This window comes from Erysipelatoclostridium sp. An173, from assembly GCF_963931465.1.
In the GTDB taxonomy this organism is placed as follows: domain Bacteria; phylum Bacillota_I; class Bacilli_A; order Erysipelotrichales; family Coprobacillaceae; genus Thomasclavelia; species Thomasclavelia merdavium.
Genome location: NZ_OZ007017.1, coordinates 1,961,117 through 1,974,395 on the forward strand (window position 1 = coordinate 1,961,117; position 13,279 = coordinate 1,974,395).

At 31.8% G+C, this 13,279-nt stretch carries 14 protein-coding genes; 5 read left to right on the forward strand and 9 right to left on the reverse strand.

Annotated features, from left to right (window positions below; all coding sequences use genetic code 11):
- Positions 1-5: 5 nt before the first annotated feature.
- Positions 6-1,754 carry an NADH-dependent [FeFe] hydrogenase, group A6 gene (locus ABGT36_RS09830; RefSeq protein ID WP_087299197.1) on the forward strand — a complete coding sequence of 583 codons (1,749 nt, stop codon included), beginning with the start codon at positions 6-8 and terminating at the stop codon, positions 1,752-1,754.
- A gap of 199 nt (positions 1,755-1,953) precedes the next feature.
- Here the strand turns inward: ABGT36_RS09830 and ABGT36_RS09835 are convergent, their stop codons facing one another.
- A complete protein-coding gene (locus ABGT36_RS09835) occupies positions 1,954-3,522 on the reverse strand; it encodes a DDE-type integrase/transposase/recombinase (protein WP_346676437.1) in 1,569 nt (522 codons plus the stop codon).
- A 208-nt stretch (positions 3,523-3,730) separates the two neighbouring features.
- Here ABGT36_RS09835 and ABGT36_RS09840 point away from each other — a divergent pair, with 208 nt between their 5' ends.
- The gene (locus ABGT36_RS09840) at positions 3,731-4,624 is read left to right on the forward strand and encodes a hypothetical protein (RefSeq protein ID WP_087299199.1); all 894 of its coding nucleotides are present in this window, start codon (positions 3,731-3,733) and stop codon (positions 4,622-4,624) included.
- Positions 4,624-5,346, forward strand: coding sequence for an ABC transporter permease (locus tag ABGT36_RS09845; protein ID WP_087374003.1), 723 nt, complete (start codon positions 4,624-4,626; stop codon positions 5,344-5,346). The genes ABGT36_RS09840 and ABGT36_RS09845 overlap by 1 nt, the downstream gene beginning before the upstream one ends.
- A 41-nt stretch (positions 5,347-5,387) precedes the next feature.
- Here ABGT36_RS09845 and ABGT36_RS09850 read toward each other — a convergent pair whose 3' ends face one another.
- From ABGT36_RS09850 to ABGT36_RS09885, 8 genes are all read right to left on the reverse strand, one after another.
- Positions 5,388-5,912: a DUF5662 family protein gene (locus ABGT36_RS09850; RefSeq protein WP_087299203.1), complete on the reverse strand. Its 525-nt coding sequence runs from the start codon at positions 5,910-5,912 to the stop codon at positions 5,388-5,390.
- Positions 5,899-6,513 carry an SMC-Scp complex subunit ScpB gene (gene scpB, locus ABGT36_RS09855; protein WP_087299205.1) on the reverse strand — a complete coding sequence of 205 codons (615 nt, stop codon included), beginning with the start codon at positions 6,511-6,513 and terminating at the stop codon, positions 5,899-5,901. The genes ABGT36_RS09850 and scpB overlap by 14 nt, the downstream gene beginning before the upstream one ends.
- On the reverse strand, positions 6,513-7,241 hold the full coding sequence (locus ABGT36_RS09860; protein ID WP_087299207.1) for a ScpA family protein: 729 nt from the start codon (positions 7,239-7,241) through the stop codon (positions 6,513-6,515). The genes scpB and ABGT36_RS09860 overlap by 1 nt, the downstream gene beginning before the upstream one ends.
- Before the next feature lie 72 nt (positions 7,242-7,313).
- The gene (locus tag ABGT36_RS09865) at positions 7,314-8,603 is read right to left on the reverse strand and encodes a spore germination protein (RefSeq protein ID WP_346677775.1); all 1,290 of its coding nucleotides are present in this window, start codon (positions 8,601-8,603) and stop codon (positions 7,314-7,316) included.
- Complete coding sequence (gene spoVAE, locus ABGT36_RS09870; protein ID WP_308697690.1) at positions 8,600-8,950, reverse strand: stage V sporulation protein AE; 351 nt, start codon at positions 8,948-8,950, stop codon at positions 8,600-8,602. Before spoVAE ends, ABGT36_RS09865 begins: the two co-directional genes overlap by 4 nt.
- On the reverse strand, positions 8,950-9,954 hold the full coding sequence (locus ABGT36_RS09875) for a stage V sporulation protein AD (protein ID WP_346677777.1): 1,005 nt from the start codon (positions 9,952-9,954) through the stop codon (positions 8,950-8,952). The genes spoVAE and ABGT36_RS09875 overlap by 1 nt, the downstream gene beginning before the upstream one ends.
- Complete coding sequence (gene spoVAC / locus ABGT36_RS09880; protein WP_346677778.1) at positions 9,932-10,375, reverse strand: stage V sporulation protein AC; 444 nt, start codon at positions 10,373-10,375, stop codon at positions 9,932-9,934. Before spoVAC ends, ABGT36_RS09875 begins: the two co-directional genes overlap by 23 nt.
- Before the next feature lie 70 nt (positions 10,376-10,445).
- Positions 10,446-11,246 carry a folate family ECF transporter S component gene (locus tag ABGT36_RS09885; protein WP_087299215.1) on the reverse strand — a complete coding sequence of 267 codons (801 nt, stop codon included), beginning with the start codon at positions 11,244-11,246 and terminating at the stop codon, positions 10,446-10,448.
- Positions 11,247-11,558: 312 nt separating this feature from the next.
- Here ABGT36_RS09885 and ABGT36_RS09890 point away from each other — a divergent pair, with 312 nt between their 5' ends.
- Entirely contained in the window at positions 11,559-12,914 is a 1,356-nt protein-coding gene (locus ABGT36_RS09890) for an NCS2 family permease (protein WP_346677780.1), read from the forward strand.
- Positions 12,915-13,120: 206 nt separating this feature from the next.
- Positions 13,121-13,198, forward strand: coding sequence for a hypothetical protein (locus tag ABGT36_RS09895; RefSeq protein ID WP_346678640.1), 78 nt, complete (start codon positions 13,121-13,123; stop codon positions 13,196-13,198).
- Positions 13,199-13,279: the final 81 nt, after the last annotated feature.

The window sequence follows — 13,279 nt, forward strand, 5'->3', positions numbered from 1 at the left end:
AAGGAATGTCAAAAGTAAAAATAACAATCAACAACCGTGTCGTAGAAGCTTACGAAGGGCAAACAGTCTTAGAAGCAGCCAAAAATAACGGTATCCATATCCCTACTTTGTGTTATTTAAAAGGAGTGACGGGAACTGGCGCTTGCCGTGTTTGTCAGGTTGAAATAGAAGGAGCTAAAACATTAGCAGCTGCTTGTGTTTATCCAGTTCGTGAAGGGCTTGTAATAAAAACAAACTCTCAAAGAGCATTAGATGCCCGAAGAAGAGTAGTCGAATTAATTGTATCTAACCACTCTAAAGACTGTCTTTCATGTATTCGAAATACAAACTGTGAATTACAACGTCTTTGTCAGGAGTTAGGGGTTCGTGAAGATGCCTTTGCTGGTGAAAAATCAAAACCAACTTTTGATGAAGTTTCTCCAGGTATTGTCCGCAATACATCTAAATGTGTACTTTGTGGTCGTTGTGTTGAAACATGTATTAAAACCCAAGGACTAGGCGTATTAGGCTATATCAATCGTGGATTTAAAACTAAAGTTGGTCCAGTTTATGATAAAAGTTTTGCTGATGTTAACTGTATGCAATGTGGTCAATGTATTAATGTTTGTCCGGTGGGGGCTTTATCAGAAAAAGAAGAAATTCATGATGTAATTGCCGCTTTAAATGATCCTGATAAACATGTAATTGTTCAAACGGCTCCAGCTGTTAGAGCTAGTTTAGGTGAAGAATTTGGAATGCCAATCGGTACTCGAGTAACTGGTAAAATGGTTCACGCTTTAAAACTAATGGGCTTTGATAAAGTTTATGATACTAACTTTGGTGCCGATTTAACAATAATGGAAGAAGGTCATGAATTCTTGCATCGTTTAAATAATAATGGTGTATTACCAATGATTACTTCATGTAGTCCAGGCTGGGTTAATTATATTGAACATGAATATCCTGATTTACTAGATCATCTTTCTAGCTGTAAATCACCACATATGATGTTAGGTGCGATGATCAAATCATACTACGCTAAGGTAAATAATATTGATCCACAAGATATTTATGTTGTTTCAATCATGCCTTGTGTTGCAAAAAAAGGTGAAAAAGAACGAGAAGAAAATCTAACTGATGGTCTAAAAGACGTTGATGCAGTTTTAACTACTCGTGAATTAGGTAAATTAATTAAAATGTTTGGTATCAATTTTAGAGATTTAAAAGACGAAGACTTCGATCAAGATATGTTTGGTGAATACACAGGTGCTGGAGTTATCTTTGGTGCCAGCGGTGGTGTTATGGAAGCAGCTTTAAGAACTGTAGCTGATGTTTTATCACATGAAGATTTAACTAATATTGACTACCATGCTGTTCGTGGTGAAGAAGGAATTAAAGAAGCTACGGTTAAAATTGGTGATCAGACTTTAAATGTAGCTGTTGCTCATAGCATGGTCCTAGCTAAACCATTACTTGAAGAAATCAAAAACGGTACTTCTAAATACCACTTTATCGAAGTTATGGGTTGTCCAGGTGGTTGTGTTAACGGTGGCGGTCAATCTTATGTTAATGCTCTAGTTCGAAATAGCGGTTTTGACTGGAAACAAGCTCGTGCTAAAGCTTTATATGACGAAGATATGTCACTTCCAGTTAGAAAATCTCATAAGAATTCACAAATACAACAATTATATGCAAACTTCTTAGGAGAACCAAATAGTGAAAAAGCACACCATCTTCTGCATACTCACTATAGTGGAAAACCACGTTTTAAATAATTTAGGTAGTGTAAAGAATTTATGAAAAATTAATATCGAACTGAAAATTTTTGTACTTTTTTACACGAATCCGCAAAAATAAAAAGAGTAAAATCCAGTTTTGAAAAATCGTAAATCGTAAGACTGGAAAAATGATAAAAAAAGCCCTAAAAAAGGGCGCAATGAGGGTATCGGGTCTCACAGTAATTTTTAAACAATGCTAATTAATGTGATATTGTGAACTTAATTCAATCAGTTTTAACCATCGTTCCGGCATAAGCATCGAATCATCAAAAAGCTCATCATCTACAGGTGTTTTAAAGTCTAATGATGAATGCTGTCTTAGAAAATTAAAGAAGCATACAAACAGAACCATATAACTGTTGGCGCATTCGAGTCTGTCATAACCATTTGTACCGTAGTAATTCTGTTTGTATGTTCTATTAAGACGTTCTTCGATCTGTTTGAAAGGACGATATTTCTTGGACTCTTCATCTTTGTTTTTAACACCAATTACCTGATGCAGATCAAAATAAATATCGTTTATTTCAAAGAAAACCTGAGCTGCATTATAAATAGGATTGCCATCTGTAATCAAAGTCAGGTCATCGGGTATTTTCTGATATTTGCTGAGACAGTCGTTTATTGACCGACATGCACATAGCGTATCTCTAACCGGATATATCTTATAGGAAGTGATGATCTTATTTACAGGGTCGGACCAGAAGAAAACATAGTTATCTTTGCCTCTGACCTTGATATATGTTTCATCACCGGAAAGGGTATTACCGATTTTATAAGGATATTTATCGATAAGCGGTTTTATGACAGCAGAAACAGAACCGGCATAATTAATGACAGTCTGATGGGAAATACGCAAACCATGGACCTGTTTAAGGATCAAAGCAGTTTTTCTGGAAGACAGCCCATAGTTGACATAATAGGTCAAAACAAGGCCCAGAACTTTCTGATCATAATGGATACGTGATAAATTAACAGGACCGGAAACAGTATCATCGACCTTGCGTAAAGTTTCCAGATCGAACTTGAATTCACGGTAATGATAGTGAAGAAGATACTGGCCGCTGGATGTTTTCAGGTGTTCAGCCTTACCTTCGCTTAAAAGTTTTTTGTTGGCTTTGTAATGTTCGCATTTTTTGCTGGAACATGCAAAAACAAGAAAACCTTTGCGGTCATGTTTTAAGACAAGCTTAGTATTACAGTAAGGGCAGTAAATCCCGGATGCACCTGAAGGAGAAGTTTTAATAGTAAAGGTATTTTTACAGGCTTTGCACTGGAACTGGCCTTTACCGCTGTTATTGTCATAGATATATTCTTTTGGAGCGCCACAAAAAGGACAAACGCCCATAAAAGAAAAAGAATCGGGATTTCTGCGTTTGACCGGTTTTAAAGGATTGCCACTGTTAAAAGAATCGTTCAAAATAGACAGGAAATCGAGCTGAACAGGTAGATTCTTTTTAAACAGCGGAGGTTTATCGACAGTAAAATCAGCATAAGGGATAGTAGTATCCTTAGATTTATGATTTTTAAGTTTGCTTACTTCCTTTATAAGAAGATTATTGATATTATTTTTAAAATAATCATTCAGCCAGTCGATATGTTTAAAAGCCTGCTGAAGATTAAAGATAAAGTCATCATTGTTCAATTCATAAGAGATATCAGAAGGAAGCTTCTTAAGGAGAAGCAAAGGTTCGATAAATTGAGAGAATTTAAAAGATTGTTTAGAAAAAGAATTTATAGATTGTAAAATTTGTGTTATACTTTCCATGATGAAGAAACCGTCCTTTCGTAGTTTTTGTGGAGAAAACAAGTATAGCACGGAATCTTCATCTTTTTTAGTAAAATCGTAAAAAAGATGATCAAAAAGATATAATCAGTGATCATTTTTACTGTTTATATATACAAATTGATATAGGAGTGTATTTGTATCGCTTAACCGATTTTTGACACTACCATAATTTATTAGGAGGAGTTTTATGAAGAAATTATTTAAATATTTATTATGTTTTATGATGTTGACTACAGTAGTCGGATGTTCAGGAGGTACAAATAGTTCAGATGAATCAGATACTGCTAACATCCTTTGTCCTGTAGGCGCACCATCATTAGCTTTTGTCAGTGAATATGAAAATATAACAGAAAACGGTAAAATTGATTTTGTTGATGGCAGTGATCAATTAGTAGCCGAATTATCTAAAGATAACAGTGAATACGATATTATAGTTGCTCCCATTAATTTAGGTGCAAAATTAATTGCTAGCGACCAGAGTGATTATCGTATCCAGGCAGTAATTACTTGGGGGAATTTATATTTAGTTGGTACAAGCAAAGAAGCTTTATCACAAACCGGTGAATTGGCTTTATTTGGTGAAGGTGCAGTTCCCCAATTAATAGTAGAAGCAACGAATATTGAAACTTCATTAACTCCTACTTATTATCAATCAGCTACTTTAGTACAACAACAGCTTTTAGCTGGTAATGTTCAAGTCGGATTATTGGCCGAACCACTTGCTAGTGCAACAATTGCTAAAGCAAAACAAAGTGGTCTTGAATTATCAATTATCACTGATTTACAAGAATCATATGGTGAAGATGGTTATCCTCAAGCAGCAATATTTGTTAAAGAAGGAAAAAATTATGATTCTTTATTTAGCAAAATTGATGAATTTACTAATAATGGTTACGATGGATTAAAAGAAGATTTAGAAAATATTGGTATTGAAACATTAGGATTACCAAGTGTTGATATTACTGTAAATTCTATTGAACGTCAAAATCTTCATTATCGACCAGCTAGTGAATGCGCTAAACAAATTGAAGACTTTTTGAAATTATACAATATTGAATATAGTGATGATATGATAGTTTAATGAAACGCAAATTTATTACAATTATAGTATTATTGGTAATTTGGCAAGGTTTTGCTTTATCGATTGATAAAGTGGTAATCTTGCCATTACCACTTACAGTTTTTAAACAAATGATTACATTTGTTTCCTCAAAGTCTTTTTATTTAGCCATTTTAGCTACATTACTAAGAGTATTTATTAGTTTTTTATTAGCATTAATAATTGGTACAATTTTAGGAATATTTAGTGGTTTATCAAAAAAAGTTAATGATTACTTATATCCAATTATTTCTTTGATGCAGACAATTCCTCAAATTGCCTATATATTAATTTTATTAGTCTGGTTTAAAAGTTTAACTGCTTTAATTGTTATTGTTTTATTGATGATTTTACCAATATTTTATAATAATGCAGTTAATGGTATTGTAAATATTGATTCTGATTTAAAAGATGTTATTAATTTATATCATCATTCTTTTTCATTTAATTTATTTCACGTTTACCTTCCTTTGATTAAAGGTTATTTGGTTTCAGCAATTGAAACTGCCTTACCACTTAGTTTAAAAGTTGGTGTTATGGCTGAAATATTTGTTTCTGCCAATCGTGGAATTGGTAAACAATTATATTTCGCCCGAGTTCAAATCGATATGGTTAGTATTTTTGCCTGGACGCTTTGGATGGTAATCATTATTCTAGGCATAAACTTTATTTGTAAAAAAGTATTTTCATATCTAAAAAAATGAAGGTCATTTTCCAATGTTAATTCATTAGCTGACCTTCATTTTTATTTTTTGTTTAAATAATTGTTTTTTATATATTTAATTGTTTCATCAAGATTGCTATTGGCTAAATGCTCTAACATGTCTTTGATAATCTGATCTGTTTTTTCATTAATTACATAATAATGATGAGTCTTATTATAATAATCTAATGGTGCCGTAAAATCAAAATCACTACCGCGATATACCATCGTAGCCGCTACCCGATCACAAAACATTTCAACTACATATTTAATTGGCATCTCAATTGCAATAATACCATCACGCGTAAAATCAATCCAATATTCCCAATGATGTTTATTACGACCTTTATGATGTAACCAGGCACTACTATATCCTTTTTGCTGGCGTTCATTGCTGTTAGGTGACTTATAGCCTAAATAATATTTAGCTCCCGTAGACAACTCACACCACGAATACTTTGATAAATCATGAAGCAAGCCTTGTTTATACAATCCAAAACGAAAACATAATTTCATAACATAGTATTTATGTTTAGTTATTGTTTTTAAGTGCTTAATTAGTTTCACTATCATCACTTTCTTTCTTACCAATTTCCTCAACATCAGTTTCTCGATATCGAGTTGCAAAAATATCTTCCTGCTCATCAATTTCTACAATATCAGCTAAATCAGGCAATTCATCTAATGAAGTTAATCCAAAAGCATCCATAAATTCATCAGTTACCCCATAAAGAATTGGCATTCCTGGACTATCTTCACGCCCTACTTCTTTTATTAATGCTTTAGCAACTAATTTTCTAATCATCGCATCACAACCAACCCCACGAATATCTTCGACCCCTAAACGAGTAATTGGCTGATTATAAGCAATAATTGCCAATGTTTCTAAGGCCGCATTTGATAAAGTACTACTGCTTTGTTCAACCATTTTTTGATAATACATAAAATAATCTTCATTAGTAGCTAGTTTATAACGCCCACCAAAATTGACTAATTTAATACCTTTAAACATCTTATTTTCATATAGCTCAATAAACTGATCCATTAAAACAGTCGCTTCTTTTCTACTAATCTCTAGTACCCCAGCAATCTGTTTAATATCTATACCATCATCACCAGCTAAATAAAGCATACCTTCGATAATATCTAAATAATTGTTATCTTTCATTAAAGTTTCCCTTCTATATATATATCTTCAAATAATCCATTTTGAATTATTTCAACTTCTTTATCTTTAGCTAAAACCAAAATAGCCATAAATGTAACAATAAAATATGTTCGATCATAATGATCAAATAATTCTTCAAATTTAACTTTTTTATTTACCCTGGTTCTAAAGAAATCTTTTATTTGTGATGTTCTTTCATCAATTGAAATTTCTTTTTTAGCGATATGGGTATCTAATGGTTTCATTAACGCTTTACGTTGAAACATTTTTTGCATCGCCTTCATTAAATCATATACTTCTAAATCTTTAGGAATCATTGTACTAGTATCCACTACATATTCATCCATTGAAGCAGCTGGTTTAATGATCATTGTCTGACGATGTTCATATTGATTTTTGATATCATCTAAAACATCTTTATATCTTTTATATTCTATCAATCGTTTGATTAATGTTTCACGAGGATCTTCTTGATACTCATCATTAATATCAACCTTTTCTTTTGGTAATAACAGCTTACTTTTCATTTCAATCAAATCTGCTGCCATCACTAAATACTCTGACATTTCTTCTAGTTTTGAAGGATCCATTGCATGAATATATTGTAAATATTGATCAGCGATCACAGATAATTCTAAAGTTTCTAAATCCATTTCTTTTTCCTTGATTAAATGTAACAATAAATCAAGGGGTCCTTGAAAATCATCCATTATTACTTGATATTCCATCCTGTTTCCTCCTTATGACCTTGTTATTATAGCACAGATTTAAAATCATTAGAAGAACTAAAAAAACTGCAACTATGTTACAGTTTTACTACCTTTTTTCGTTTTCGGTTTTCGAATAATAAAATTCCATAACGCCTTACCATCAAACGGTATTAATGGATACAAATAAGAAACTCCTAGTGGTTTAATAGAAATTAAATAACCAATTAAAATAATATGAAAAACAATAAAACCAGCCCATCCCAATAAACCAACAAAAATAATCAAAAATATTTTAATATACTTATTAGTAAGTGATAATTCATAATTCGGTGTTGCAAAACCACCAACATCACCAATAGCACAAAATAATAAAATTTCTTCACTAAAAAAACCTAAATCAATGGCAAATTGTCCTAATAATACTGCTGCAATCATCCCCATAGCGTTAGATAAAGGAGTTGGCGTATGAATCGTAGCAATTCTTAATAATTCAATTGATAATTCCATCAATAAAACCTGACCTAAAAAATATATATCTAAATTTCCATGGCTACTTATTAAAAGCCACAATGGCACCAGATAAATTGAAAGTAATACAGCGCTACAACGAATTAAACGAATTAATGTACCAATAATTGGTGTTTGCCGATGTTCTTCAACATGCTCTAAAATTTCAAAAATAGTTGTTGGTAACATCATTACCGAAGATGAAGTATCACAAATTATCGCAATTTTACCATCTAATATATGGGTCGCAACAACATCCGGTCGTTCACTATATCTAACTAATGGAAACGGATTATAACTTTGATTTAATATGATTTCTTCAACCGCTCGGTCAGTCATAACTAAATCATCATTTTTTATTTCTTTAACTCGTTTAGTTACTGTATCTAACATCTGTTTATCTACAACACTATCTAAATAACAAACACAAATATCAAGCGGATTATTCTTTCCAATCGTATACTTTTGTAAGATCAAATCCATAGTTTTAATTCTTCTTCTAATTAATCCTGCACAAGTTAAAATTGATTCATTAAAACCATCCTTAGAACCACGCACACTTTTTTCTGTTTCTGGTTCTTCTACAGAACGATTGGGATAGCGTCTTGTATCAACAACATATTCTTTATCACGATAAGCAACTAAAGCACATCCTGAAAGCATGGCATATAATGCTTTTTGATGATCCGGTTCTTCAGTTATCGCTCCATTATTGATACAATCTTTTAATGTTTCCCCGCGATTATTCGTGATTCCTTCAACAATATAGGCCACCATATCATCGCCACATAGACTAGAAAGGAAACTAATTGATACTTTTTCATTATTATAGTCTAAGATACGGGTATTAATATCAAATGATGGATTTTTCATGATTTAGGTTTAGTAACTATCGCAACTAAGAAAGCAAATAAAATCGCACTACTAATACCCGCAGCCGTTAAATCAAAAATACCCATCGCTAAACCAAAAAAGCCATAATCTTTAGTAGCCGCCAAAGCTCCATGCATCAAAGAATGACCAAAGCTGGTAATCGGCAATAATGCCCCAGCATGAAATATTTCAACCAAACGATCATAAATATGAAACAAATCTAAAAATGCACCAATTACCACAAACAAACTTGTAATATGTCCAGGTGTTAACTTAGTGTATTCATAAATTAACTGCGCAATTACACAAACACCACCACAAAATAAAAACGCTAAAACATAATTCATCATTGTACTACCTCCAATGAAAAAGCATGGCCAATACAAGGAATACTTTGTTTTTGATTAGTCATTACTGGTGATAATAAAGCTCCCGTTGTAATTATTAAAATTCGCTTATATTTCCCTTCTAACATCTTAGCAAATAAATAACCAAATGTTACTAAGGCACTACAAGAAGGTCCACTACCGCCTTGATTAACATCCTGATTAGAATCATATAATAAACAGCCACAATCATCATAACAACGATATTCAATATTATTTTGTTTCATCAATTCTTTCATAATTTTTTTACCATAGGCTGATAAATCACCAGTTACAATTAAATCATAATATGAAGCCGATCTTTTTAGATCTTTTAAATGAGTAACTAAAGTATCAAAAGCAGCAGGAGCCATGGCTCGTCCCATATCATTGGGATCACTTTGATTTAAATCAACGACTCTACCTATTGTTATTGATTCTACTTTTACATTGCTAGGATTGTTATCTAAAATTACACTAACAGCACCAGTAGCCGTTGTTGTCATTGTTTCTTTGCGCTGCACACCATATTCAAGCGGGTAACGAAATTGTCTTTCAGCAGTAGCGTTATGACTACACACAAAACAATTAGCGTTATGAATACAATGATTTTCGATTAACATTGCAGCATTATCTATTACTAGTCCCATTGTTGCACAGGCTCCATACATCGCCATTAATGGTCGTTTGATTTTTTTAGCCATATAATTAGTTGCTGTTAATTGATTATTTAAGTCGCCACCCATATATAAATTAATATCTTCTTTTTTTAATTTTCCTTTTTTTAAAGCAAAATTTATTGCTTCTTCCAACATTGCAATTTCAGCCTGTTCATAAGAAGGATAACCACAATGAAAGTCAGGATAATGACGATCAAAATAATCACCTAAAGGACCATTAAATTCATCAATACCACATGTTGATCCAATTGAGCGAATATATACATTATTTAATCCCATCGAACTACCAGATAAGACTGATGACATATCGGATTCCTCCTAATACAAATGAAGCCACAATTCCAAAAGTTATTACCGTACCGCCAAGTTTAAACATATTAGCACCAATTCCAGTTACTAATCCCTCACTTTTAGCTTCTAAAGCACTAGAAGTCATACTATTAGCAAAACCAGTAATCGGAATAAAAGTTCCCGCTCCAGCTTTTTTACCTAGACGATCATAAATTCCTAGTCCAGTTAATATTGCAGCAATTAAAACAATAGTTATGATCATCATTGGTGTTGCTTCCTGTTGATTAATTTCAAAAATATTCATATATAATTCTAAGAAAAATTGCCCGATTACTCCAATAACACCACCATAAACAAAAGCATATATACAATGTTTTAAAACTGTTTTTTTCGGTTTTAAACTTTCTGCAATTTGATTATACTTAGATGTTTCCATTTTTATCACCTCACAATAAATATTTTTTCCACTAATAAAAAAAATAAACAAAAAAAGTGTAATCAATCGATTACACTTTAAGTTTCTTTAATATTCTTAAAACACTATATCCTAAAATGATATCCACTGGTATCATTATACATTCTTTAATTACTCGAATAAATAACGACAAAGTAAACGGTATTCCATACATTGCCTCTAACCAGTATGGCGTTAAAACAAAAGAAACAGCCATTTCAACAATTACAACTGAAATCAACCAGATATTAAATAAATAATACTCTTCTTCATTTAATTTCTTTTTATAAAAATGCATTACAATAAACAATATTGCAATCATTATTACGCAGATAATACTCATAATTATCTTAAAGCTAGTACTAATTGTAACTACATTATTAGAAATAGTAACTTGATTTAAACTAAACACATAGCTACAAGCACCAACAACTAAAACAATCAATAAAATCTTGATAACTTTTTCTAAATAATTTAAACGATTTTCTTTGATCGTTGTTACAATTAAGGAAGGTATTAAACATTGTAATACTGCATTTAAAGTAAATCCTAAAAATGGAAAACCGGTCGGGTTTACAAGCAACCCTACTAAATCAATAGCTATTCCAATAATATAACAATATCCCGGAGCTAATAATATCCCGGCTAACATCATAGGAATAACTTCGATAGAAATATTTAAGCTTTCAAAGCCAAATAACGGTATCATAATTGATAACCGATTTAAAATAGCAGCTAAAATAATGAACAAGGCTGCCAGCGATAGTGATTTAGCATCACTTTTAATCGGATATTTCCAGAAAACCAAAACTCCGATCAATACTAAAATAATTCCGCAAATAATTTGAATCATAATTGATTGCTACTTATTTACAATCTTTCCTGCTTCATCCTCATTTCTAGTCCACAGGCGTTAATTCCGATCAATGACCGTACATGCGATTGCTACTTAAAAGTAGACTCCCCCTTTTCTTAATCTATATACAAAAGTGTATACAAGAAACATAATACTATAAATATATTGTAGCTTCAATATAATTTACATCTTCACACTTTAAATAAGCTATTTTATTCAATTTTTTACATATATACGATATTTGTTTGCAACTTTTTTTAAAACATGATAAAGTCTTAACGTTGAAATAGATTAAAGAGGAGAAATTAAATGGAAAAATTTTTTAAATTGAAAGAAAACAATACCACTGTTTCAACAGAAATAATTGCAGGTATTACCACTTTCTTTGCAATGGCTTATATTATTGCGGTAAATCCAAATACATTAAGCCAATCTGGAATGGAATGGGGTGCTGTTTTCTTAGCAACAATTATTGCTTCAGTAATCGGGACTTTAATTATGGGTCTAGTTGCCAATGTTCCATATGCTCAAGCACCGGGAATGGGATTAAATGCATTCTTCGTTTATACAGTTTGCTTTGCATTAAAATTTACATGGCAACAAGCTTTATCAATGGTTTTTATTTGTGGATTAATTAATATTTTTATTACAGTAACTAAAATTCGTAAAACAATTATTAAAGCAATTCCACAATCTTTACAAAATGCTATTGGTGGTGGAATTGGTGTTTTCATTGCTTATTTAGGATTTTTAAATGTTGGTATGATTAATTTTGATTCTGGTGTACCAGCTTTATCAAATATGAATCAGCCAGTATTATGGGTATTTTTAATTGGTTTAGTTTTAGCTGTTGTTTTAACTATTTTAAAAGTTAAAGGTGGTATTTTAATTGCTATCATCATAACAACATTGATCGGGATTCCTTTTGGAGTAACATCAACAGCTGATACTGTTAGTTTTTCAGAAGCTTTAGGTGCTTTACCTTCTACTTTTGGGGTTATCTTTACTTCTGAAGGTTTACCTTCATTATTTGCTGATGCTTCTAAAATTCCTTTAGTAATTATTACTATTTTTGCATTCAGTATGTCTGATACATTTGATACAATTGGAACATTTATCGGAACTGGTCGTAAATCAGGTATCTTCTCAGCTGAAGATGAAGCTGCTTTAGAAAACAGTAGTGGATTTAGTTCAAAAATGGATAAAGCATTATTCGCTGATGCTACTGCAACTTCAATCGGTGCAATCTTTGGTACAAGTAATACTACTACATTTGTTGAAAGTGCAGCTGGTATCGGTGTTGGTGGTAGAACTGGTTTAACTTCTGTAGTTGTAGCAATTTGTTTTGCTTTAAGTGCCTTTTTATCATCATTTGTAAGTGCTATTCCTTCAGCAGCTACTGCACCAGCACTAGTTATTGTTGGATGCATGATGGTTTCATCATTTACAGAAATTAACTGGAATGATTTAGAAGAAGCTGTACCTGCTTTCTTTGCCGGAATCTTCATGGCACTTTGCTACAGTATCTCATATGGTATTGCTACAGCATTTATCTTCTATTGCATTGTAAAAATTATTAAAAAACAAGCAAAAGAAATTCATCCAATTATCGCTGTAGTAGCAATATTGTTCATTATTAACTTTATATTACTAGCGATCATTTAAACAGGGATTTTCAATTCCCTGTTTTTTTATAGACTAAATAACTTATAGTTAATAAAACTTCTAAAAAGTTAATAAACAGTAAATTGAAAATATAAAGTTAAATCATTACAATATAAGTAGAAAATTAAATGAAGGCATTTGTTTATGAAAATAAATGATATAATCCGTGAAAAACGTTTAGCAAAAGGACTTACCCACAAGAACAAATTGCAAATTATCTAGGCGTTTCCACTCCAGCTGTAAATAAATGGGAACGTGGAGTTTCCCAAACAAAAGGATATTAAGAAACAACCTGTGTTTACCTGCTTGCAGAATACTGATGTATAAGAGAATGGCACTTGAAATATAGTGTCTTTTTCTATATC